Raw genomic sequence first — 25,310 nt, 5'->3', positions numbered from 1 at the left:
GGGTGGACGAGCAAAAAGCCCTGAGGGTCATGCGTGAACTGGTCGATGCCGGCCAGCTGACCGATCCGGACAGCGCTCGCGGCAAACTGCTGCAAGTGGCGGCCCACCTGTTCCGCAACAAAGGCTACGAGCGCACCACCGTGCGCGATCTGGCCGGTGCCGTGGGGATTCAGTCCGGCAGCATCTTTCATCACTTCAAGAGCAAGGATGAAATCCTGCGGGCGGTGATGGAAGAAACCATCCGCTACAACACCGCGCTGATGCGTGCGGCCCTGGCTGACGCGGCCGATGTGCGCGAGCGGGTGCTGGCGCTGATCCGCTGCGAATTGCAGTCGATCATGGGCGGCAGCGGCGAGGCGATGGCGGTGCTGGTGTATGAGTGGCGCTCGCTGTCCGAAGACGGTCAGACCAAAGTGCTGGCGCTGCGCGACATCTACGAAGACCTCTGGCTGCAAGTGCTGGGCGAAGCCAAAGAGGCGGGGTTCATCCGTGGCGACGTGTTCATTACCCGACGTTTTCTCACGGGCGCATTGTCCTGGACCACCACATGGTTCCGTGCCGGCGGCAGTCTGAGTCTGGATCAACTGGCCGAAGAGGCGCTGATTCTGGTGCTCGAAGAGCGCTAGGCGCTTTCTATCGGGTCGGGAAACTGGCTAACTTGGCGAAACCGCCTAGCTTGAATGCAATGATCGGTACTTTTTCGGGGAGTGGGTTGTTTTGAAGTCTTCGCCAATTCGGACGGCCGCCGGGCTGATGCTCGCAGCGCTGGCTGCATTATGGGTATTGCCTGCTCCGGCGGCGCAAGTGGTTCGGGTGGGCGCGGCGCATTTTCCGCCCTACACCATTCGCCCGGAAAACGGCGCCGACACCGGCCTGCTGCCGGAACTGGTCGCGGCTTTGAACAGCGCCCAGAGCGAGTATCGTTTCGAACTGGTGCCCACCTCGATTCCTCGCCGGTTCGGCGATTTCAAGGATGGCCGCACCGACATGGCGATCTTCGAGAACCCGGAGTGGGGCTGGAAAGACATTCCCCACATCACCGTCGACATGGGGCTTGAGGACGCAGAGATTTTCGTCGCGCAGAACAAGCCCGGACGCCAACAGAATTACTTCGCCGATCTCAAGGGCAAACGGCTGGCGCTGTACAGCGGCTATCACTACGAATTCGCCAACTTCAACGCCGATCCCAAGTACCTCGCCGAAACCTACAGCGCCACGCTGACCTATTCCCACGACAGCAACCTGCTGATGGTCTTGCGCGGGCGCGCGGACATTGCGTTGGTCACGCGCTCGTACCTGTTCGATTACCTGCTGCGCAACGAAAAGGTGCGCGACGAGTTGCTGGTGTCCCAGCGCATCGACCAGATCTACCACCATTACGCGATTCTCAGTCCGAAGGCACCGATCACCGGCGAAGCCTTCGGCAAGCTGCTGCAAGGCCTGCGCGACAACGGGCAGATGCTCAAGATCTTCGATCCGTACAAGATTGCGGTGGTGCCGGTGCCGCATCAATGAGCTGCGGTTTTTCGCGTCCGGCCTAAATTTCCCGCCCCGGCTCACGTCCCATCGTTGAACTGTCGACGATTATCGTGAGCCCGACCCATGTCCAATCTGAATGACCTGACTGCCCTGGCCCTGCCTTCGGGCAGCCAACTGGTAGCCGATGCCACCGAAAGCCGTCTGAGCCTGAGCCTGGACGGGCAACCGCTGATTCGCCTGCGCCTTGATCGTGAAGGTCAGGGGTCGATCCAGATCGATGAACGCTACGCGCTGCCGCCAGGCCAGGCGCTGTGGGCGGCCTGTTACTGGCTGTTTGCCCGGGATCCGGCGCGTCAGCAATTGATCTGGCAACTGGACCAGGCGCCGACCGAAGCCTTGCTCAGCGGTTTGCTGGTGGGCACCGAAGTGGCAGGCGAATATCGCTGCGAGCGCACACTGTTCTGGCAACTGCCGCAGCCGTGGCTCGGCACCTCCCTGACCGGCAGTTATCCGCAGCAGATGGTCATCAGCAACGGCAAGCGTCATCCGCTGCGACCGGTGAAACCGAGGGGTGAGGTTTATCGGCGTTTCGATGCGCGTCTCGGTGCGTGGATTTCCCTGCGTACGGTTGAGATCGAGCAGGATCTTGCGCGTTTCAATCGCTGGCAGAACAGTCCGCGAGTCGCCAGTTTCTGGCAGGAGGAGGGCAGCCTCGAGCAGCATCGCGAGTACCTGAGCAAGCTCGAGGCCGATCCGCACACGCTGACGTTGATTGGCTGTTTCGACGACCAGCCGTTCGCTTATTTCGAAGCCTACTGGGCCAAGGAAGATCGCATCGCGCCGTTCTACGATGCTGACAATTACGACCGCGGCATCCACATGCTGGTCGGGGAAGAAAACCATCGCGGGCCGCACAAAGTGGCGAGCTGGCTGTCGGCGTTGGTGCACTACCTGTTCCTGGATGATCCTCGCACTCAGCGAGTGGTCGCCGAACCGCGCGCCGACAACGCGAAGATGATCGGCCATATGCACAACCAGTGCTTCCACTGCGAGAAGGAATTCGACTTCCCGCACAAGCGCGCGGCGCTGATGATTCTCGGTCGCGAGCGGTTCTTCGACCGGTGCACGCTGGTGTGACATTGCGCTGAAAACAAAAAAGATCGCAGCTCTTCGACGAAGGCTGCGATCTTTTTTTGCGACCGGTTTTTATCAGCGACGGTTTGCGGTCACTGCATCAGCGCGACTGCTCGAGACCTTGCGGCAGTGCACCAGCGCATCACGAATCATGAAGTTGACCAGGGTCGGCGAAACACCGAGTTCCTTGGCGATGTCCTTCTGCGGCACGCCGTGCAGACGGTACATCTCGAAGGCATAGCGGGTGCGGACCGGCAGCTCGGTCAGCGCGTCGGCGATGTGTTCCAGGGTCGAGAAATTGATGTGCGAGGTTTCCGGCGAAGCGCCCTGAATGACCACGTTCAACCCTTCCTCCTCGGGGCCGGCGTACTTCTGCTCCAGCGCCTGTTTGCGGTAGTGATCGATCGCCAGGTTGCGCACGATCTGGAACAGATAACTCAGCTGGGCCTTGATCGACGACGTGATCGGCGGTGCCGACTGCAGTCGGAAGAACGCATCCTGCACCACATCTTCGGCGCGTGACCGGCAGCCGGTAATGCGGGCTGCAATCTTGACCAGAATCAGTCGATTGTCGACGAATGCCTGAAGTAGCGGTGAATCGCACCTGCTTGTGGATACTTGTTCCGTCATGGAAATCACCTTGCTGCCAATAGGTTAGTGGGACGCCTGGGGGCGGGGCCGTCCTACATATCGAGCGACAAATTATGTTGAATGATAATGATTGTCAATTGAGAAAGGGAACTAATGATCCATAACAGTGCGATCTGAGAACTGCGACACGCCGCCGCACTCGCACAAGCGCCCAGCCCCGTTGGCGATCCAGCCTGCCGACTAATTATTTCAAGACGTCATCCGTTCTCATTGGTGAATGGCTCCGGGTGCGCAGCTCCGGACCTACCGCATTCCAATGCCTTGCACGGTCGGCGAAGACCGTGTCCCGCATGCCTTGCACGGGCATGCCGCAGTCAACCCGATTCCACCAGCAAGCCGAATTCAGGCAGGAAACCTCATGACCGACGCGTTCGAACTCCCCAGCACCCTGGTCCAAGCCCTCCAGCGCCGCGCGGCCCTGACGCCGGATCGGCTGGCCTTGCGTTTTCTCGCCGAAACCGAGGAACAGGCTGTGGTGCTCAGTTATCGCGAACTCGATCAGCGCGCGCGCACCATTGCCGCAGCGTTGCAGGCCGAGGCCGGATTCGGTGATCGCGCGGTGTTGCTGTTTCCGAGTGGCCCGGATTACGTCGCGGCATTCTTCGGTTGCCTGTACGCGGGCGTGATCGCGGTGCCGGCTTACCCGCCGGAGTCCGCCAAGCGTCACCATCAGGAACGCCTGCTGTCGATCATCGCCGACGCCGAGCCGCGCCTGCTGCTGACCAGCGCCGACCTGCGCGACGCCCTGCAGCAAATCGAAGGCGCGCCGCCGCTGTTGTGCGTCGATACCCTCGACGCTTCGCTGGCCGAGCGTTGGGTCGAGCCGGCCCTTCCGACAGACCATATTGCTTTCCTGCAATACACCTCCGGCTCCACCGCGCTGCCCAAAGGCGTGCAGGTCAGCCACGGCAATCTGGTGGCCAACGAACTGCTGATCCGCCACGGTTTCGGTATCGACGTAAACCCCGACGACGTGATCGTCAGCTGGCTGCCGCTGTACCACGACATGGGCCTGATCGGCGGTCTGCTGCAACCGATCTTCAGTGGCGTGCCGTGCATCCTGATGTCGCCGGCGTACTTTCTCGGCCGGCCGTTGCGCTGGCTCGAAGCGATCAGCCAATACGGCGGCACCATCAGCGGCGGCCCGGACTTCGCTTACCGTCTGTGCAGCGAGCGGGTCAGCGAATCGGCGCTGGAACGCCTCGACCTGAGCCGCTGGCGCGTGGCCTATTCCGGCTCCGAGCCGATCCGGCTCGACACCCTCGAACGCTTCGCCGAGAAATTCACCGCGTGCGGTTTCAGCGAAAGCAGTTTCATGGCGTCCTACGGTCTGGCGGAAGCGACCCTGTTCGTCGCCGGCACACCGCGCGGCACAGGGATTCCGGCGTTGCGCGTCGACGATCAAGCCCTGGCGCAGAACCGTGCCGAGCCGGGCGAGGGCAGCCCGATCATGAGCTGCGGCATCAGTCAGCCCGATCATGCGGTGCTGATCGTCGAACCGAACACCCTTGAAGAACTGGCCGACAACGCCGTCGGTGAAGTCTGGGCCGCCGGCCCGAGCATCGCCCTCGGCTACTGGCGCAACCCCGAGGCCAGCGCCAAGACTTTCGTCCAGCACGCCGGCCAGACCTGGCTGCGCACCGGTGACCTGGGCTTTATTCGCGACGGTGAACTGTTCATCACCGGTCGCCTGAAAGACATGCTGATCGTGCGCGGTCACAACCTCTATCCGCAGGACCTCGAGAAGACTGTCGAGAACGAAGTGGAAGTGGTGCGCAAGGGCCGCGTTGCGGCGTTTGCGGTCAATCAGAATGGCGAGGAGGGCATCGGCATCGCGGCGGAAATCAGCCGCAGCGTGCAGAAAATCCTCCCGCCCGAAGCATTGATCAAAGCCATTCGCCAGGCCGTGGCCGAGGCGTATCAGGAAGCACCGAGCGTGGTTGTGCTGCTCAATCCGGGCGCATTGCCGAAGACTTCCAGCGGCAAGCTGCAACGTTCGGCCTGCCGCAATCGTCTGGCCGACGGCAGCCTCGACAGCTACGCGGTGTTCCCGTCGGCCACCGCTGAAACCGCTCATGAGTCGACCGCGTCCGCCTCCGAACTGGAAGCGTTGATCGGCAGAATCTGGGCCGAGCAATTGAACGTCAAACAGGTCAACGCCGACGACCATTTCTTCCTGCTCGGCGGCAACTCGATCGCCGCCGCCCAGGTGATCGCCAAGGTCCGCGAAGAGCTGAGCCTGGAGCTCAATCTGCGTCTGCTGTTCGAAGCCCCGACCCTGTCTTCGTTCGCCGCCGCCGTGGCGCAACAGCAACAGGACGGCGGCAGCGCCCAAGGCGAAATCACCGCGTTGTCGCGCAACGAAGCCTTGCCGCAATCCCTGGCACAAAACCGTCTGTGGATCACTTGGCAGCTCGACCCGCACAGCAGCGCCTACAACATTCCCGGCGCCCTGCGCCTGCGTGGCGAACTGGACGAGGACGCCCTGCGCGCCAGTTTCCAACAACTGATCGAACGCCACGAATCCCTGCGCACGCGCTTCTTCGAGCGCGACGGCGTGGCCCTGCAACAGGTTGAAGCAGCGGGCGAATTCAACCTGCAACTGATCGACATCAGCGACCTGCCCGTCGCCGAACGTGAAGCCCGCGCACTACAGATCCGCGAGGACGAAGCCCGCACCCAATTCGACCTGGAGAAGGGCCCGCTGCTGTGGGTGACGCTGGTGCGCCTCGAAGACGAAGATCACCAGTTGCTGGTGACTCTGCACCACATCATCGCCGACGGCTGGTCGCTGAACGTGCTGATCGACGAGTTCTCGCGTCTGTACGCCGCCGCGTCCCAAGGCCAGCGCGCGGAACTGGCGCCGCTGCCAACCCAATACGCCGACTACGGTAGCTGGCAGCGCCAATGGCTGGCGCAAGGCGAGGGCGAGCGGCAACTGGCGTACTGGAAAGCGCAGTTGGGCGATGAGCATCCGACTCTGGAACTGGCGACCGACCTTCCGCGTTCTGCCAAACAAATTCACAGCGCCGCACGCCACAGCGTTCGTCTGGAGATCAGCCTCAGCGACGCCATTCGCCAGACGGCCCAGGCCTATCAATCCACACCGTTCATGCTGCTGCTCTCGGCTTTCCAAAGCCTGTTGCATCGCTACAGCGGCCAGCGCGACATCCGCATCGGTGTGCCCAACGCCAACCGTCCGCGTCTGGAAACCCAGGGCCTGATCGGCTTCTTCATCAACACTCAGGTGCTGCGTGCCGACGTCGATTCACGACTGCCGTTCACCGAACTGCTGGCGCAAACCCGTCAGGCTGCGCTCGGTGCCCAGGCGAATCAGGACCTGCCGTTCGAACAACTGCTGGAAGCCTTCCCGCAGGCCCGCGAACAAGGTCTGTTCCAGGTCATGTTCAACCACCAGCAACGCGACCTGAGTGCGCTCAAGCGCCTGCCGGGCCTGCTCGCCGAAGAACTGCCGTGGCACAGTCGCGAGGCCAAGTTCGATCTGCAACTGCACGGTGAAGAAGACCGTAACGGTCGCCTGACGCTGTCCTTCGACTATGCCGATGAGCTGTTCGACGCCGCAACCATCGAGCGCCTCGCCGAGCATTTCAGCAACCTGCTGCGTGCTGTCTGCGAAGGTCCGGACCAAGCCATCGGCGACCTGCCACTGCTGACCGCCGCCGAAAATACTCAGCAAAGCGAATGGAGCATCGCTCCGTGCACCCCGGCGCAACAATGGCTGCCGGAGCTACTGAATGAACAGGCCCGTCAGACCCCGGAACGCACGGCATTGGTGTGGGACGGCGGCAGCCTCGACTTCGCCGAACTGCAAGCCCAGGCCAACCGTCTCGCCCATTACCTGCGCGACAAGGGCGTCGGCCCGGACGTGTGCGTGGCCATCGCCGCCGAGCGTTCGCCGCAACTGCTGATCGGCCTGCTGGCGATCATCAAGGCTGGTGGCGCCTACGTGCCGCTGGACCCGGATTACCCGGCCGAGCGTCTGGCCTACATGCTCAGCGACAGCGGCGTCGAACTGCTGCTGACCCAGACGGCATTGCTCGACCGCTTGCCGGCCAGCGAAGGCGTCAGCGTGATCGCCATGGACACCCTGCACCTGGAGAACTGGCCGAGCCAAGCACCGGGTCTGCATCTGCACGGCGACAATCTCGCCTACGTGATTTACACCTCCGGCTCCACCGGGCAGCCGAAAGGTGTGGGCAACACGCATGCGGCGCTGGCCGAGCGCCTGCAATGGATGCAAAACACCTATCGCCTGAACGACACCGACGTGCTGATGCAAAAGGCACCGATCAGTTTCGACGTGTCGGTGTGGGAATGCTTCTGGCCGCTGATCACCGGTGCGCGCCTGCTGATCGCCGGCCCCGGCGAACACCGCGATCCGCATCGCATTGCGCAATTGGTTCAGCAGTACGGCGTGACCACGCTGCACTTCGTGCCGCCGCTGCTTTCGCTGTTCATCGACGAACCGTTGAGTGCCGAATGCACCAGCCTGCGCCGCGTGTTCTCCGGCGGTGAAGCGCTGCCGGCGGAACTGCGCAACCGCGTGTTGGCGCAACTGCCGGCGGTGCAGCTGCACAATCGTTACGGCCCGACCGAAACCGCGATCAACGTTACTCACTGGCATTGCAGCGTGGCGGATGGCGAGCGTTCGCCGATTGGCCGTCCGCTGGGCAACGTCGTTTGCCGGGTGCTCGACAGCGATCTCAATCCAGTGCCGGCCGGTGTGCCGGGTGAACTGTGCATCAGCGGCATCGGTCTGGCTCGTGGTTACCTCGGCCGTCCGGCGCTGACGGCCGAGCGTTTCGTGGTCGATCCGCTGGGCGAGCAGGGCGCGCGTCTGTACCGCACCGGTGACCGCGCACTCTGGACGAACGATGGCGTGATCGAATACCTCGGCCGTCTCGATCAGCAGATCAAACTGCGTGGCTTCCGCGTCGAGCCGGAAGAAATCGAAGCCCGTTTGCTCACTCAGGATGGCGTCGCCCAGGCCGCCGTGCTGGTGCGCGAAACCGTCGCCGGCCCGCAACTGATCGGCTACTTCACCGCCACTGATGCCAGTGAAGATCAGGACGGGCAAATCGCTCGCCTGAAAACCGCACTGTCCGCCGAGCTGCCGGAATACATGGTCCCGGCGCAACTGATGCGCCTGGACGCCATGCCCCTGAGCCCGAGCGGTAAACTCGACCGCCGCGCCTTGCCCGAGCCGCAATGGCAGGTGCGCGAACACGTCGAGCCGGTTACCGAGCTGGAACAACAAATCGCCGCGATCTGGCGTGAAGTGCTGGGCTTGAAACAGGTCGGCCTGCGCGACGACTTCTTCGCCCTCGGCGGTCACTCGCTGCTGGCCACGCAAATCATCTCCCGCACCCGTCAGGCCTGTGACGTCGAGCTGCCGTTGCGTGCCTTGTTCGAACACAGCGAGCTCGGTGATTTTGCCGAGCAGATCCGCCAGATCCAGGCCAGCGGTCGCACCAACAAACAGCCGCCGATCAACAAGGTTGATCGCAGCCAACCGGTGCCGCTGTCCTACTCGCAACAGCGCATGTGGTTCCTCTGGCAGATGGAGCCGGACAGCCCGGCGTACAACGTCGGCGGCATGGCGCGCCTGCGGGGCGTGCTGGATGTCGGGCGTTTCGAGGCGGCGCTGCAAGCGTTGATCTTGCGTCACGAAACCCTGCGTACCACGTTCCCGAGCATCGACGGCGTGGCCCGTCAGCAAGTGCATGCCGAGACTGGCGTGCGTATGGACTGGAAGGATTTCTCGAAATTCGCCGCCGATGTGCGCGAGCAGAAGGTCCAGCAACTGGCCGACGATGAAGCGCACCTGCCGTTCGATCTCGAGACCGGCCCGCTGCTGCGCGCCTGCCTGGTCAAGACCGCCGAGCAGGAGCATTACTTCGTCCTGACCCTGCACCACATCGTCACCGAAGGCTGGGCGATGGACATCTTCGCCCGTGAACTCAGCGCACTGTACGAAGCGTTCGTCGACGACCGCGAATCGCCGCTGGAACCGTTGCCGGTGCAGTACCTCGACTACAGCGTGTGGCAGCGCCACTGGCTGGAATCCGGTGAGCGTCAGCGTCAGCTCGACTACTGGACCGCACAACTGGGCCGCGAACATCCGCTGCTGGAACTGCCGGGCGACCGTCCGCGTCCGCCAGTGCAAAGTCACCAGGGCGAGTTGTTCCGTTTCGACCTTAGCGACGATCTTGCCGCGCGGGTTCGCGCGTTCAACGCGCAGAACGGTCTGACCCTGTTCATGACCATGACCGCCGCCCTCGCCACACTGCTTTACCGCTACAGCGGCCAGACCGATCTGCGCATCGGCGCGCCGGTGGCCAACCGTATCCGCCCGGAAAGCGAAGGCTTGATCGGTGCGTTCCTCAACACGCAGGTGCTGCGTTGCCAGCTCGACGGCCAGATGTCGGTCGGCGAATTGTTCGAGCAGGTGCGCCACACCGTGATCGAAGGTCAGTCCCATCAGGACCTGCCGTTCGACCATCTGGTGGAGGCGTTGCAGCCTCCGCGCAGCGCCGCCTACAACCCGTTGTTCCAGGTGATGTGCAACGTGCAGCGCTGGGAATTCCAGCAGAGCCGCATGCTCGCCGGCATGACCGTCGAGTACCTTGCCAACGATGCGCGGGCGACCAAGTTTGACCTCAACCTGGAGGTCACCGACCTCGACCATCGCCTTGGTTGCTGCCTGACCTACAGCACCGATCTGTTCGACGAGCCGACGATTGCGCGCATGGCCAAGCACTGGCGCAACCTGCTGGAAGCGCTGATCGCTGACCCGCAGCAGCGTCTCAGCGAACTGCCGTTGCTTGATGCGCCTGAGCAACAGCAATTGCTCGACAGCCTTGGTGTCGAGCCGGGCGAGCTTCGTCTCGACCAGTGCATTCATCATCTGTTCGCCGAGCAGGCGCTGGCGCGCAAAGATGCGCCGGCCCTGACTTTCGCCGGGCAGACCCTCAGTTACGCCGAACTCGACGCTCGCGCCAATCGCCTGGCCTGGGCCCTGCGTGAGCGCGGTGTCGGCCCGCAAGTGCGGGTCGGTCTGGCGCTGGAGCGTTCGCTGGAAATGGTCGTCGGCCTGCTGGCGATCCTCAAGGCCGGCGGCGCCTACGTGCCGCTGGACCCGGAGTACCCGCTCGACCGTTTGCATTACATGATCGAAGACAGCCGCGTCGGCCTGCTGCTCAGCGACCGGGCGATGTTCAAAGCCCTCGGCAAACTGCCGGCGAACGTGGCGCGCTGGTGCCTGGAGGATGACAGCGCCGCGCTGGCCGATTATCCGGCCACCGAGCTGCCCTTTATCAGCCTGCCGCAGCATCAGGCGTACCTGATCTACACCTCGGGTTCCACCGGCAAGCCGAAAGGCGTGGTGGTGTCCCACGGGGAAATCGCCATGCACTGCCAGGCGGTGATCGAGCGCTTCGGCATGCGTCCGGACGACTGCGAACTGCACTTCTATTCGATCAACTTCGACGCCGCCACCGAGCGTCTGCTGGTGCCGCTGCTCAGCGGTGCGCAGTTGGTGCTGCGTGCGCAAGGTCAGTGGGACGCGGAAGAAATCTGCGGCCTGATCCGTGAACACCGGATCAATATTCTCGGTTTCACCCCGAGCTACGGCAGCCAGTTGGCACAATTCCTCGCGAAGCAAAACGAGGTTTTGCCGGTGCGGATGATCATCACCGGCGGCGAAGCACTGACTGGCGAACACCTGCAACGGATTCGCGCAGCGTTCAAGCCGAGTCTGTTCTTCAACGCTTACGGCCCGACCGAAACCGTGGTCATGCCGCTGGCCAGCCTTGCGCCGGAAGTGCTGGAAGAGGGCGCCGGCAGTGTGCCGATCGGTAGCGTGATCGGTGATCGCGTGGCCTACATTCTCGACGCCGATCTGGCGCTGGTGCCGCAAGGCGCGACCGGTGAATTGTTCGTCGGTGGCGCCGGTCTGGCGGTGGGGTATCACGAGCGTGCAGGCATCACCGCCGAACGTTTCGTCGCCGACCCGTTTGCCATCGATGGCGGGCGCATGTACCGCACCGGCGACCTGGTGCGCCAGCGCGCCGACGGTCTGGTGGAATACCTGGGGCGGATCGACCATCAGGTGAAGATCCGTGGTTTCCGCATCGAGCTGGGCGAGATCGAAACCCGCCTGCTCGATCACGATTCGATCCGCGAAGCGGTGGTGCTGGCGCTGGATGCGCCGAGCGGCAAGCAACTGGTCGGCTATCTCGTGACCGAGGTCGCTTCGCGAAGCGAAGCCGAGCAGGCCGAACTGCGCGACGCGCTGAAGGCGCACCTGAAGACGCAATTGCCGGACTACATGGTGCCGACCCATCTGATCCTGCTGGCGAGCATGCCGCTGACCGCCAACGGCAAACTCGACCGCCGCGCGTTGCCGGCACCGGATCCGGAGCTCAATCGTCAGGATTACGTGGCGCCGAGCAACGAGCTGGAGCAGACCCTGGCGCAGATCTGGTGCGAGGTGCTCAACGTCGAGCAGGTCGGTCTGAACGACAACTTCTTCGAACTGGGCGGCGACTCGATCCTGTCGATTCAAGTGGTCAGCCGCGCGCGCCAGCAGGGCATTCACTTCAGCCCGCGTGATCTGTTCCAGCACCAGACCGTGCAGACCCTGGCGGCTGTTGCCAGCCGCAGTGAAACCGTGACCGCCGAGCAAGGTCTGGTGACGGGCGAATCGCGTCTGACACCGATCCAGCACTGGTTCTTCGACACCGAGATTCCCGAGCGCCAGCACTGGAACCAGGCGCTTCTGCTGGAACCGACGGTTGCGCTGGAACAGCACCGTCTGGAGCAAGCACTGTTGGCGGTGATCGAGCAGCATGACGCCCTGCGTCTGCGCTTCAGCGAGGTCAACGGCGTATGGCAAGCGACCCATCAACCGGTCACCGATGCCGCCGTGCTGTGGCAGGTTCGCGTGCCGTCGATGGACAAGTGCGCCGCACTGTTCGCCGACGCCCAGCGCAGTCTCGACCTTGCCCAGGGCCCGCTGCTGCGCGCAGTTTTGGTCGATGGGCCGGACGCTCAGCAACGGCTGTTCATCGCGATCCATCACCTGGTGGTCGACGGTGTGTCGTGGCGCGTTCTGCTCGACGATCTGCAAACCGTGTATCGCCAGCTCGACGCCGATCAGTCGGTGAAACTGCCGGCCAAAACCAGTGCCTTCAAGGACTGGGCGGCGCGTTTGCAGGCTTACGCCGGCAGCGAATCCCTGCGTGAAGAACTGAGCTGGTGGCAAGCGCAACTGGCCGGTCCGACTGCCGATTTGCCGTGCGAACGTCCTGAGGGCGGTCGCGAGAATCGCCATGCGCAAACCGTCAGCGTGCGTCTGGATGCCGAGCGCACCAAGCAACTGCTGCAACAGGCACCGAGCGCCTATCGCACGCAGGTCAACGACCTGTTGCTGACTGCGCTGGCCCGCGTGCTGTGCCGCTGGAGCGGTCAGCCGTCGGCACTGATTCAACTGGAAGGTCACGGCCGCGAAACCCTGTTCGACGAGATCGACCTGACCCGCACCGTCGGCTGGTTCACCAGCGCTTATCCGCTGCGCCTGACCCCGCACAATATCGAAGAGGCTGCGGGGCAGGGCGCTTCGATCAAGGCGATCAAGGAGCAACTGCGCGCCGTGCCGCACAAAGGTCTCGGTTATGGCGTGCTGCGTTATCTGGCCGATGACGCCAGCCGTCAGAGCATGGCGGCGTTGCCGAATGCGCCGATTACCTTCAACTACCTCGGCCAGTTCGACCAGAGTTTCGGCAGCAACGCGCTGTTCCGGCCACTGGATGAGTCGGTCGGCGCCGCCCACGATCCGCACGCACCGTTGCCGAACGAGTTGAGTGTCGACAGTCAGGTGTATGGCGGGGAACTGCTGCTGCGCTGGACCTTCAGCGCCGAACGCCACGACGCGCAGACCATCAACGAGCTGGCCGATGCCTACGTCGGCGAGTTGCAGAGCCTGATCGAACATTGCCTGCAGGACGAGGCCGGTGGCCTGACGCCGTCGGACTTCCCGCTGGCGAAACTGACCCAGGCGCAACTTGACGCACTGCCGGTGCCGGCGGCGCACATTGAGGACGTGTACCCGCTGACGCCGATGCAGGAAGGCATGCTGCTGCACACCTTGCTCGAACCGGGCACCGGTCTGTATTACATGCAGGATCGCTATCGCATCAACAGCGAACTCGACCCCGAGCGTTTCGCCCAGGCGTGGCAAGCAGTGGTCGCCCGTCATGAAGCGCTCCGTGCATCGTTCTGCTGGAACGTCGGCGAAGACATGCTGCAAGTGATTCATACGCCGGGGCGCACGCCGATCGAGTACCTGGACTGGAGCGCCATCGCCGAAACCGAGCAGGAGCCGAAACTGCAAGCGCTGCTCAAGACTGAACGCGAGGCCGGGTTCGATCTGCTCAATCAGGCACCGTTTCACCTGCGCCTGATCAAGGTCGGCGCGGCGCGTTACTGGTTCATGATGAGCAACCACCACATCCTCATCGATGCCTGGTGCCGCTCGCTGCTGATGAACGATTTCTTCGAGATCTACACGGCCCTCGGCGAAGGTCGCGAAGCACAATTGGCGGTGCCGCCGCGTTATCGCGATTACATCGGCTGGCTGCAACGCCAGAGCCTGGCCGAAGCGCGTCAGTGGTGGCAGCAGAACCTGCAAGGGTTCGAGCGCACCACGCCGATCCCGAGCGACCGTCCGTTCCTGCGTGAACACGCCGGCGAAAGCGGCGGCATGATCGTCGGTGACCGCTACACCCGACTGAATGTCGAGGACGGCGCCCGTCTGCGTGAGCTGGCCCAGGCCCATCAACTGACCATCAACACCTTCGCCCAGGCGGCGTGGGCACTGGTGCTGCGCCGCATGAGCGGTGATCGCGACGTGCTGTTCGGCGTGACCGTGGCCGGACGCCCGGTGGAGATGCCGGAGATGCAACGCACCGTCGGCCTGTTCATCAACAGCATCGCGCTGCGGGTGCAGATCCCGGCGGACGATCAGCGTGTCAGCGTGCGCCAGTGGTTGAGCGGTCTGCTCGACAGCAACATGCAACTGCGCGAGTACGAATACCTGCCGCTGGTGAACATTCAGGAGCAGAGCGAACTGCCGAAAGGCCAGCCGCTGTTCGACAGCCTGTTCGTGTTCGAAAACGCCCCGGTGGAAGTCTCGGTGCTGGACCGCGCGCAGAGCCTCAACGCGACCTCGGACTCGGGCCGTACCCACACCAACTTCCCGCTGACCGCCGTTTGCTATCCGGGTGATGACCTCGGTCTGCATCTGTCCTACGACCAGCGTTACTTCGACGAGTCGACCATCGTGCGCATGCTCGCTGAGTTCAAGCGTCTGTTGCTGGCGCTGGTCGATGGCTTCCATGGCGACATGGCCGACCTGCCGCTGCTGGGCCATGAGGAACAGGACTTCCTGCTCCACGGCTGCAACCAGAGTGAGCACGACTATCCGCTGGAGCAGAGCTACGTCGAACTGTTCGAAGCGCAGGTCGCGAAACATCCGCAACGCATCGCCGCCAGTTGCCTCGATCAGCAACTGAGCTATGCCGAGCTGAACCGGAACGCCAACCGTCTCGGTCATGCACTGGTCGCGGCCGGGGTGCAGATGGATCAACCGGTGGCGCTGCTGGGTGAACGGAATCTGGATCTGCTGGGCATGATCATCGGCAGCTTCAAGGCCGGTGCCGGTTATCTGCCGCTGGATCCGGGCCTGCCGAGCCAGCGTCTGCAACGCATTATCGAGCTCAGTCGCACTCCTGTTTTGGTGTGCACCGAGGCTTGCCGTGAACAGGCGACGACCTTGCTCGATGAGTTCAGTTGCGCCAACCGTCCACGCCTGCTGGTGTGGGAGGAGGTTCAGGCCGGTGCGGTATCGTCGGCGAATCCGGGCATCTTCAGCGGCCCGGACAACCTGGCCTACGTGATCTACACCTCGGGCTCCACCGGGTTGCCGAAAGGCGTGATGGTCGAACAGCGCGGCATGCTCAACAACCAGTTGAGCAAGGTGCCGTACCTGAACCTGAGCGACGCTGATGTGATCGCCCAGACCGCTTCGCAAAGTTTCGACATTTCGGTCTGGCAATTCCTCGCCGCGCCGCTGTTCGGGGCGCGGGTGGACATCGTGCCGAACATCATCGCCCACGATCCGCAAGGCTTGCTGGTGCATGTTCAGCAGCAGGGCATCACCGTGCTGGAGAGCGTGCCGTCGTTGATTCAGGGCATGCTCGCTTCGGATCGTCTGAGCCTCGACGGGCTGCGCTGGATGTTGCCGACCGGTGAAGCGATGCCGCCGGAACTGGCGCACCAATGGCTGCTGCGTTATCCGGACATCGGTCTGGTCAACGCCTATGGCCCGGCGGAATGCTCGGACGACGTGGCGTTCTTCCGCGTCGATATGGCCTCGACTCGCGGCAGTTACCTGCCGATCGGTACGCCGACCGACAACAACTTGCTCTATCTGCTCGACGGCGCGCTGGATCTGGTGCCGTTGGGTGCGGTGGGCGAGTTGTGCGTGGCGGGCACTGGTGTCGGACGCGGTTATGTCAGCGATCCGCTGCGCACCGCGCCGGTGTTGGTGCCGAATCCGTTCGGTGCGCCGGGCGAGCGTCTGTACCGCACCGGTGACCTGGCGCGCCGCCGCAGTGACGGGGTGCTGGAGTACGTCGGTCGGGTCGACCATCAAGTGAAGATCCGCGGTTACCGGATCGAGCTGGGTGAAATCGAGGCGCGGCTGCACGAGCAACCGGAAGTCCGAGACGGGGCAGTCGGCGTGCAGGAAGGCGTCAACGGCAAGCATCTGGTCGGCTATCTGGTGGCCGCAGATTCCGCACTGAACCAAAGCGAACGCCTGGAGCGGATCAAGCAACGCCTGCGCGCCGAACTGCCGGAATACATGGTGCCCCTGCACTGGTTGTGGCTCGACCGGTTGCCGCTCAACGCCAACGGCAAACTCGACCGCAAGGCTTTGCCGGTGCTGGAGATCGGCCAGTTGCAAAGCCAGGATTACCTGGCGCCGCGCAGCGAGCTGGAGCAGACCCTGGCCGATATCTGGGCCGAGGTACTGAAGGTCGAGAAGGTCGGGGTACGTGACAACTTCTTCGAACTCGGCGGCCATTCGCTGCTCGCCACGCAGATCGCCTCGCGGGTGCAGAAAGCCCTGCAACGGGACGTTCCGCTGCGGGCGATGTTCGAATGCAGCACGGTGGAGGAACTGGCCGGGTACATCGAAGGGCTGGCGGCCAGCGACATTACCGAGGAGAAGGTTGATCGTCTCAATGACCTGATGGCAGAGCTGGAAGGCTTGTAGTTTTCAGCGTCTGTACCGGCCTCATCGCTGGCTTGCCAGCGATGGCGTCGGTGCGTTCAACGCAATTGCGTCTGTGCATGGATGTACGTTTGTATAGTTGACGATCGAGATCCGGCAGCCCAGTCTGCCGGTTCTCTTTTTTTGTCGCGGGGGTGATCGATGGCTTTCTTCGAAGTTGACGGACAGGCGCTTCACTACATTGATCAAGGCACAGGCCCGGCGGTGTTGCTGGCTGGCAGCTACCTGTGGGATCAGGCCATGTGGGCACCGCAGATCGCAGCGCTATCGGCGCACTATCGGGTGATTGCACTGGATCTGTGGGGGCACGGCGAATCCGGTCGCTTGCCTGAAGGCACCGCTTCGCTGGACGACATCGCCCGTCAGGCACTGGCCTTGCTCGATCATCTGGACATCGACCGGGTGACCCTGGTCGGGCTGTCGGTCGGCGGCATGTGGGGCGTGCGCCTGGCACTGGCGGCGCCGCAGCGGCTCAACGGTCTGGTGCTGATGGACACTTACGTCGGCGTCGAGCCGGAGCCGACCCGCCAGTACTATTTCTCGCTGTTCAAACAGATCGAGGAAAGCGGCGGGATCTCCGAGCAACTGCTGGATATCGTGGTGCCGATCTTCTTCCGCCCGGGCATCGATCGGGAGTCGGCGCTGTATCAGGATTTCCGCGCAAAACTCGCCGGCTATTCCGCCGAACGCCTGCGCGACAGCATCGTGCCGATGGGGCGCATCACCTTTGGCCGTGATGACCTCTTGCCGCGTCTGGGCGAGCTGAATGCGGCGACCACGCTGGTGGTCTGTGGCGATCAGGACAAACCACGCCCGCCGTCGGAAGCACGGGAAATGGCCGAGTTGATTGGCTGCCCGTGTGTGCTGGTGCCGGAGGCGGGGCATATCTCCAATCTGGAGAATCCGTCGTTCGTGACCGACACGCTGCTGAAGTTTCTGACTGAGCTGAAGTAACGAAAACGCCCACGCATTGCGTGGGCGTTTTTTATTTCGGGCCGAGAATCTTCGCCAGTTTGTCCGGCGTCGGCGCGCCTTGCTGTTGTTGCAGTTCGCCCTTGTCGTCCATGTAGAAGATCGCCGGGGTGGCCTGTAACTCCAGGTCTTCCATCAACTGCATGTTCGCCGCGAGTCTGGTCTGCACGGCGACCGGAATGTCCTTCAAGGCCTTGAGGGTGCTGGCCTTGCCGGCCTTCTCGTGATCTTCCAGGGCTTTGCTCGGGTCCTTGGCGGCGAGCAGAGCGGCGGCTTTGGCCGGGCTGTCTTCGCGGATGATGCCGACCATGATGTGTCGCAGCTGCACCTTGCCGGCCTTGACCCATGGGCGGGCCTGTTCCCAGAACATGTTGCAGTACGGGCAGTTCGGGTCGCTGAACAGGTACACGGTGCGCGGGGCATCCTTGTCGCCGTCCTGAATCCAGTTGCTCGCTTCGAACTTGGCCCAGATTTCCTTGGCCATCGGCGCGTAGACCAGTTTTTGCAGTGGCGCGCTGCTCAAGTCGTTGCCGTCGGCGTCGTACAGGTTGCCCAGCAGCACGTGCTTGCCGTCCGGCGTCAGGTACAGCGCCATACCGCGGTTCTGGTATTGCGCGGCGTAACCGCGCAAGCCGTCCGGCGCGTCGAACTGGCCGACGATCCTGGCGCCCTTGGCTTCGATCTTCTTGATCGCTTCAGGCAGTTCTTCAGCAGCCTGGACCGACGGCAAGTGCAGCAGGGCGGCGCCCAGGGTCAGCGTCAGCAGGTGGCGGAGGCGGGGCATGGCAGTTTCCTTGAAGAAGAGGTGGCCGGATTCAGGCTGGATGCCGGGGTGTCGAAGCTTTCCAGAGCACGGGCCAGGCTGGCGTTGGACAATTCGCCCAAATGGCTGCCCAGCAGGCGACCGTCCGGGCTATAGAACAGGGTAGTCGGCAGGGCCATGGAGCCCACGGCCTGGCCGAGGCGTCCGCTGCGGTCGAACAGCACGTTGTTCAGGCTCAAACCCTGGGTTTCGAGAAAGGTGGCGACGCTTTGCATGCTTTCGGCCTGGTTGACGAACAGGAACGTCAGGTCCGGGCGTTGTTGCTGGGCGTTTTCCAGCACCGGCATTTCCCGGCGGCACGGCGGACACCAGGTGGCCCACAGGTTGATCACCAGCGGCCCGCCCTGATAGTCGGTGAGTTTCACGGTTTCCCCGGCGGCGTTGCGCAGAGTGATGTCCGGCAGGCGCGTGCCTTGCTCGTAGATATTCAGCGACAGGGTCGCCAGCACCCAGAACGCCACACCGCTGACCACGCCGAAACCCAGCGGGCGACGCAAGCCCGGCCGGCGCCAGCCGCGATACAGCGCCGCCAGCAACAGCACGATCACCCCCGGCCAGGCGAGAAAACCGCCGTCGCGCAGGTCGATGATCTGCCACAGATCGTTGCGATAGTGGCCCCAGTACACAGCGACAAACGCAATGCGCGCCGCCAGCATGCCGAGCAGAAACAGGCTGAACAGCGCCGACTCGGGGTTGTCACCGCCGCGCTTGGCCACCCGCCAGCCGACGAAAGTCGCCAGCGCCAGCGCGCTGATCAGCAGCAGGTGGTTGAGGGCGATGGCAAAGGTGCCGAGGGTGAAGGTCAGCATTAACGGGCGTCTCGGGTGGTGGTCCAGCGTTGCAGGAAAGTATCGGCATCGACCTCGCCGGTGATGCGCTGGCTGCGGCGCTCTTCACCGTCGGCGCCGATCCACACGAAACTCGGTGGCCCCGGCACTTTATAACGGCCGAGCAGTTCGCGGCTGGCGGCATTGTCGGCGGTGACGTCGAGCCGTAGCAAGCGCACATCGCTCAGGGCCTGCATCACCCGCGCCTGGCCGAACACCTGTTTCTCCATGATTTTGCACGACGTGCACCAGTCGGCGTAGTAATCGAGCAACACCCACTGGCCTTGCGCTTTGGCGGCGTCGAGCTCGCGCTGCAGGGCAGCGGGATCCTTGATCGTCGTGAAGGCTTCGTGGCCGCTGGGCACCGCAGATCCGACGCGGCCGGCGCTGTACACCTGCAACGGCTGATACGGATCGTCACTGCCGCCCGCCGCCCCGACCACCAGCAGACTGCCCCACAGGCCCAGCAACAGCGAACCGGCACCGAACAGTTGCGCCACGCGACCAAAGCCATCGGACTGTTTCCAGGCGCTGTAAGCGGCGATCAACAGCAGCGCGCCGCACAGGCCCAACCACAGCGACGGATCCAGCACCGGGCGCAGCATCAGCAGCGCGGTGGCAAGGAACAGAAAACCGAATATGCCCTTGAGCAGATTCATCCACGCGCCGGGCTTGGGCAGGAAGCGATTGCCGACCGTTACCAGCAACAGCAGCGGAACGCCGATGCCGATGCCCAAAGCAAACAGGATCAGGCCGCCGTGCAGCGCGTTGCCGCTTTGCGCGATGTAGAGCAGAGCGCCGGCCAGCGGCGCGGTCATGCACGGGCCGACCAGCAGACCGGACAGCGCGCCCAATACGCCGGCGCCGATCAGGCTGCCGCCGCGCTGGCTGCGCGAGGCGTGTTCCAGTCGATCTCGCAGGGCCACCGGCAACTGCAGTTCGAAGAAGCCGAACATCGGCAGCGCCAGAACCACAAACACTGCCGCGAACGTCCCGAGCAGCCACGGGTTCTGCAACCCCGCCTGCAGGTTGGCACCCAGCAGCGCGGCAATGACGCCCATCGCCGCATACACCAAAGCCATGCAAACCACATAACTGCCGGCCAGCGCGAAACCGCGACGCGGCGTGGCGCCGCTGCCCACGACCATGCCCGCCAGAATCGGCAGCATCGGCAACGAGCACGGCGCAAACGCCAGCAGCAGACCGAGACCGAAGAACACCAGCAGACTCCAGCCCAGCGAATGCTGTTGCAGACCGCTGGCCAGTGCCTGATCCGGCGCCTCATCTGTCGTTGCTGCGGCTTTGCCGCCGAGGTCGATCACTCTGGTTTGTGGTGGATAGCAAAGACCCGCGTCGGCGCAGCCCTGATAACTGACCTTTATCTGGCCCGTGGCGGCTGCGGGAATCTTCAGTTCCAGACCCTGACGATAAACCGGTTGCTCGCCGAAATACTCGTCGCTGTGGGACTCGCCTTCGGGCAGGGCCGGGACGCTTTCCGTCGCCAGCCCGTCGAATTTCAGACGCTTCTGATACAGGTAATAGCCATCGGCGATTTGCCAGAACAGCTGGGTCTCGCCGGAATCCAGACGCTCCGAGGTCAGCACGAACGCCTTGTCGACCGGCAAAAACTCCGGTTTTGACGCAAAAGGATCATTCCCTGCCTGGGCCAGACTCGAAATCAACAGTGCAAAAAACAGCAAAAAATGACGCATGGAGGAGCCTTGTCCCTGTGCAATTGAGGGGCACAATGGGCGGCGGCGATTAACCGATGATTAACCGCGACGCCCTTGTCGCGGTGGCGTTCGGGGCATAATGTCGGCTTAATCGGCCAGCGGCCTAATCAGCACTTTTCCACGGGACTCACCATGCACGTACTGGTTTGCGAAGACGATGAGTTGATCGCCAGCGGGATCGTCGCCGGGCTGACGGCGCAGGGCCTGACCGTCGAGCACGTCAACACCGCCTCCAAGGCACGGGCGATCCTCAAGGTTGCCGAATTCGACGTGATGGTGCTCGATCTCGGCCTGCCGGACGAAGATGGCCTCAAGTTGCTGCAACAACTGCGTCAGCAAGGCCTGGAGATTCCGGTCCTGATCCTGACTGCGCGGGATTCGGTTACCGATCGTGTCGACGGTCTTCAGTCCGGTGCCGACGACTACCTGCTCAAGCCATTCGACCTGCGCGAGTTGTTCGCCCGCCTGCAAACCCTGCTGCGCCGGGTGGCCGGACGCAGTGTCAATCTGATCGAACACGGCGCGCTGACTTACGATCCGAGCAGTCGCGAAACCACCCTGGCGGGGCGTCCGGTGGATCTGTCGCGGCGCGAGCAGTCGTTGTTGCAAGCCTTGCTGCACAACCGCGGCCGGGTGCTGTCCACCGAGCAGTTGAAGGACAGCGTCTACGGTTTCAACGATGAACTGGAAAGCAATGCGCTCAATGTGCACATCCATCACCTGCGCAGCAAACTCGGCAAAGGCATCGTCGAAACCGTGCGCGGTCTGGGTTATCGCCTGGGCCCGGCCGATGGCGGAGAACCCGACAAGTGATGAGCCTGCGCCTGCGCCTGAGCCTGACCCTCGGCGCCGCATTCGCGCTGATCTGGGCATTGGCGGCCGCCTGGATGCTCAGCGACCTGCGCAACCAGATGATGTTTTCCCTCGACCAGCGCCTGGTGGCGTCGGCGCGGATGGTCGCCGGGTTGCTGGAACAATTGCCGGCTGTCCCGAGCAAAGGCGAGGGCACTCATTTCAGCGCCGAGCAGTTGAACATTCCCGGCGGCATGGCCTGTCAGGTCAGCTCGCTGCGCGGGGAAATCCTCGCACGCAGCCACAACAACCCGGAACAGGCGCTGGAAGCCCAGAAAATGGGCTTCCACGATCAAATGATCGACGGTGCGCCATGGCGCAGCTTCACCCTGGCTCGGGGCGATGTGCGGATCACCACCGCCGACCGGGTGATCGAGCGTGAAGCCCTGAACATGTCGATTCTGCTGGCGGCCTCGGTGCCGGTCGGCGTGGCGTTGCTTGGCTGCCTGTGCCTGTTGTGGCTGGGGATCGGTCAGGGTCTGGCACCGTTGAATCGCTTGCGCGAAGCCTTGATGCGCCGCAATGCCGACTCGCTGGAGCCGTTGCAGTTGCAGTCATTCCCCAGCGAACTGAAACCGCTGCTGGAAACCCAGAATCAGCTGTTCCAGCGCATCGGCAAGACCATCGAGCGCGAGCGTCGCCTGACCGGCGATGCCGCCCACGAACTGCGCAGCCCGCTGACGGCGATCAAGACCCACCTGCAAGTGGCGCGCATGACCGATGGCAGCGCCCGCGATCAGTCTCTGGCCCGGGCCGAGGAGGGTGCCGACCGCCTGCATCGGACCCTTGAGCAGTTACTGTTGCTGGCGCGGGTCGAAGGCAGTCTGTCGTTCGACGACGGTGTGCAGTGCAGCGCCGAGCAGGTAGCGAAACTGGCGATCCAGGACTCGGCCGGCGACCAGCGCCAGCGGATAAGACTGCACCTGCCCGAGCGTTTGTCCGAAGCTCCACTGCAAATGCCGGCCGTGCTGTCGATCGCGGCCCTGCGCAATCTGCTTGACAATGCCCTGCGTCATACGCCGACGGACGGCGCGGTGGATCTGAGCCTGGATACTACCGCCAATCGCGTGCGTTTCGTGGTGCGCGACCATGGGCCGGGGATTGCCCCGGACGATCTGCAACACCTGACCCAGCGCTTCTGGCGCAACGGCCAGAGCACCGGCTGCGGACTGGGGCTGGCGATTGTCCAGGCGATCGTTCAGCGCTGCGCCTGCACCCTGCATTTCGACAGCCGTCCGGATGGTTTGCGGGTCGAGCTGAGCATGCCGCTGCAACCGGTCTGACAGTTTGCCGGGCACATCAAATGTAACCTCTCTCCATTAGTCATCCGCCGGCCGCGACGTTATTGTCGCCCCAGCCTTTGACTCAATGGATTGAGGGAAACAGCGCCATGGAAGCACCCATTCACATCTGTCCCGCCACCCCCGCCGACGCCGGCGTCATCAGCCGGATTCTCGAACGCTCGATCCGCGTCGGTTGCGCGCTTGACCATCGCAACGATCCACAACTGGTCGATCGCTGGGTCCGCCGACAATCGGCTGAGCACATCAGCGCGTGGCTCGCCGATCCCCGTCATTATCTGAATATTGCGCTGTTGCAGGACAAACCGGTCGGCGTCGGCATGGCCGCGGCCAATGGCGAGATCACGTTCTGTCATGTGCAGCCGGAGTGGTTTCGTCGCGGTGCGGGTCGCGCATTGATGGGCGATCTCGAGGGCTGGTTGAGAATTCGTGGCCAGCCTCGCGTCAGGCTCGCCAGCACGCGAACCGGCGAGGCGTTCTATCGGCGTCTGGGTTATCGCGAAGCGGCGTCTCCCTTTGCACATCACGGCATTTTGGCCCTGCCGATGCACAAGCCGCTGGCATTGTCGGCCTGACATTCGATCAAGGGTGTAAATCCTCGACACGCTGGTGCGTTTCCAGAACAGGAAAACCTGCATGTGCGCCCCGCGACCGGAACGCGCACCTGCCCGGTGTGCAGTTTTGGTCACTATCCATAGCGTATTGAGGGGTCGAGAGATGTCAGTCGCCACCAGCCTTATCGAAGAGCCGTCGGCCCGGATCGCCTCCGCGTCGGCTGAAACGCTGTATCAGTTCAATGAGTCGCCGTTGCTGGCCCGTCAGAGCCAGCAGGAATCCAATGCCCGCAGCTACCCGCGCCGGATTCCCCTGGCGCTCAAGCGCGCCAAGGGCCTGTACGTCGAGGACGTCGAAGGCCGCAGCTTCATCGATTGCCTGGCCGGCGCCGGCACCCTCGCGCTGGGGCATAACCATCCGGTAGTGATCGAGGCCATTCAGCAGGTACTGGCCGATGAGTTGCCACTGCACACCCTGGATCTGACCACGCCGGTGAAAGACCAGTTCGTGCAGGACCTGTTCGGCCTGCTGCCTCCGGCATTGGCCAAGGAAGCGAAAATCCAGTTCTGCGGCCCGACCGGCACCGACGCCGTGGAAGCCGCGCTGAAACTGGTACGCACCGCCACCGGGCGCAGCACCGTGCTGTCGTTCTCCGGCGGTTACCACGGCATGAGCCAGGGCGCCTTGAGCCTGATGGGCAGCCTGGGGCCGAAAAAACCACTGGGCGCGTTGCTCAGCAACGGCGTGCAATTCATGCCGTTCCCTTACGACTACCGTTGCCCGTTCGGCCTCGGTGGCACGGCCGGTGTGAAAGCCAACCTGAGCTACCTGGAAAACCTGCTCAATGATCCAGAGGCTGGCGTGCAATTGCCGGCAGCGGTGATCGTCGAAGCGGTGCAGGGCGAGGGCGGCGTGATCCCGGCGGACATCGAGTGGCTGCGCGGTCTGCGCCGCATCACCGAAAAGGCCGGCGTGGCGCTGATCATCGATGAGATCCAGAGCGGTTTCGCCCGCACCGGCAAGATGTTTGCCTTCGAACACGCCGGCATCACCCCGGATGTGGTGGTGCTGTCCAAGGCCATCGGCGGCAGCTTGCCGCTGGCCGTGGTGGTTTATCGCGACTGGCTTGACACCTGGCAACCGGGCGCTCACGCCGGTACGTTCCGTGGCAACCAGATGGCGATGGCCGCCGGCTCTGCGGTGATGCGTTACCTGGTCGAGCACAAGGTCTGCGAACACGCTGCTGCCATGGGCGAACGCCTGAGCGAACACCTGCGCATTCTGCAGCGCGATTTCCCGCAACTGGGCGATATTCGTGGTCGTGGCCTGATGCTCGGTGTCGAACTGGTCGATCCGAACGGTGCACCGGATGCGCTGGGGCATCCACCGGCCTTCGCACGTCTGGCGCCGCTGGTTCAGCGCGAATGCCTCAAGCGTGGCCTGATTCTGGAGCTGGGCGGGCGGCATGGTGCGGTGGTGCGATTCCTGCCGCCGCTGGTGATCACCGCGGCTGAAGTCGACCGCGTCGCCGAGATCTTCGGCCGTGCGTTGAGCGCCGCGACCTCCGGCCTGTAAATTTTTCGCCGCGTCGAACGTTCTTTCTAC

The 25,310-nt window shown here is 63.4% G+C and carries 13 protein-coding genes; 9 read left to right on the top strand and 4 right to left on the bottom strand.

The window, feature by feature from the left end; translation table 11 throughout:
• Positions 1-2: 2 nt before the first annotated feature.
• The 3 genes from AC07Y2_RS15750 to AC07Y2_RS15740 all read left to right on the top strand — a co-directional run bounded on the left by AC07Y2_RS15750 (position 3) and on the right by AC07Y2_RS15740 (position 2,616).
• Positions 3-626 carry a TetR/AcrR family transcriptional regulator gene (locus tag AC07Y2_RS15750; protein ID WP_039770393.1) on the top strand — a complete coding sequence of 208 codons (624 nt, stop codon included), beginning with the start codon at positions 3-5 and terminating at the stop codon, positions 624-626.
• A 91-nt stretch (positions 627-717) separates the two neighbouring features.
• A complete protein-coding gene (locus tag AC07Y2_RS15745; RefSeq protein WP_103386330.1) occupies positions 718-1,515 on the top strand; it encodes a substrate-binding periplasmic protein in 798 nt (265 codons plus the stop codon).
• A gap of 87 nt (positions 1,516-1,602) precedes the next feature.
• Positions 1,603-2,616, top strand: coding sequence for a GNAT family N-acetyltransferase (locus AC07Y2_RS15740; RefSeq protein ID WP_103386329.1), 1,014 nt, complete (start codon positions 1,603-1,605; stop codon positions 2,614-2,616).
• Positions 2,617-2,688: 72 nt separating this feature from the next.
• Here AC07Y2_RS15740 and AC07Y2_RS15735 read toward each other — a convergent pair whose 3' ends face one another.
• Positions 2,689-3,243, bottom strand: coding sequence for an RNA polymerase factor sigma-70 (locus AC07Y2_RS15735; protein WP_011335256.1), 555 nt, complete (start codon positions 3,241-3,243; stop codon positions 2,689-2,691).
• A 379-nt stretch (positions 3,244-3,622) separates the two neighbouring features.
• Here AC07Y2_RS15735 and AC07Y2_RS15730 point away from each other — a divergent pair, with 379 nt between their 5' ends.
• Positions 3,623-16,624, top strand: coding sequence for a non-ribosomal peptide synthetase (locus AC07Y2_RS15730; protein WP_103386328.1), 13,002 nt, complete (start codon positions 3,623-3,625; stop codon positions 16,622-16,624).
• Positions 16,625-16,783: 159 nt separating this feature from the next.
• Complete coding sequence (locus AC07Y2_RS15725; RefSeq protein ID WP_103386327.1) at positions 16,784-17,596, top strand: alpha/beta fold hydrolase; 813 nt, start codon at positions 16,784-16,786, stop codon at positions 17,594-17,596.
• A 31-nt stretch (positions 17,597-17,627) separates the two neighbouring features.
• Here the strand turns inward: AC07Y2_RS15725 and dsbG are convergent, their stop codons facing one another.
• The 3 genes from dsbG to dsbD are packed head-to-tail and all read right to left on the bottom strand — an operon-like array spanning position 17,628 to position 20,976.
• Positions 17,628-18,398 (bottom strand): thiol:disulfide interchange protein DsbG, encoded by a 771-nt coding sequence (gene dsbG / locus AC07Y2_RS15720; protein WP_103386326.1) that lies wholly within the window; start codon positions 18,396-18,398, stop codon positions 17,628-17,630.
• The gene (locus AC07Y2_RS15715) at positions 18,374-19,246 is read right to left on the bottom strand and encodes a TlpA disulfide reductase family protein (protein WP_074687932.1); all 873 of its coding nucleotides are present in this window, start codon (positions 19,244-19,246) and stop codon (positions 18,374-18,376) included. Before AC07Y2_RS15715 ends, dsbG begins: the two co-directional genes overlap by 25 nt.
• Positions 19,246-20,976, bottom strand: coding sequence for a protein-disulfide reductase DsbD (gene dsbD, locus AC07Y2_RS15710; RefSeq protein ID WP_103386325.1), 1,731 nt, complete (start codon positions 20,974-20,976; stop codon positions 19,246-19,248). The genes AC07Y2_RS15715 and dsbD overlap by 1 nt, the downstream gene beginning before the upstream one ends.
• Positions 20,977-21,129: 153 nt before the next feature.
• On the opposite strand from dsbD, the gene AC07Y2_RS15705 reads away from it, so the two are divergent.
• The 4 genes from AC07Y2_RS15705 (at position 21,130) to AC07Y2_RS15690 (ending at position 25,280) form a co-directional block, all read left to right on the top strand.
• A complete protein-coding gene (locus AC07Y2_RS15705) occupies positions 21,130-21,810 on the top strand; it encodes a response regulator (protein WP_011335250.1) in 681 nt (226 codons plus the stop codon).
• On the top strand, positions 21,810-23,132 hold the full coding sequence (locus tag AC07Y2_RS15700; protein WP_103386324.1) for an ATP-binding protein: 1,323 nt from the start codon (positions 21,810-21,812) through the stop codon (positions 23,130-23,132). The genes AC07Y2_RS15705 and AC07Y2_RS15700 overlap by 1 nt, the downstream gene beginning before the upstream one ends.
• Before the next feature lie 107 nt (positions 23,133-23,239).
• Positions 23,240-23,725 carry a GNAT family N-acetyltransferase gene (locus AC07Y2_RS15695; protein ID WP_103386323.1) on the top strand — a complete coding sequence of 162 codons (486 nt, stop codon included), beginning with the start codon at positions 23,240-23,242 and terminating at the stop codon, positions 23,723-23,725.
• Positions 23,726-23,867: 142 nt separating this feature from the next.
• The gene (locus AC07Y2_RS15690) at positions 23,868-25,280 is read left to right on the top strand and encodes an aspartate aminotransferase family protein (RefSeq protein ID WP_103386322.1); all 1,413 of its coding nucleotides are present in this window, start codon (positions 23,868-23,870) and stop codon (positions 25,278-25,280) included.
• The last annotated feature ends 30 nt before the right edge of the window (positions 25,281-25,310 follow it).

This window comes from Pseudomonas sp. GW456-12-1-14-TSB6, from assembly GCF_059424205.1.
Note: the sequence above shows the minus strand (reverse complement) of the source record. Positions and strands in the feature narration are given on the sequence as shown.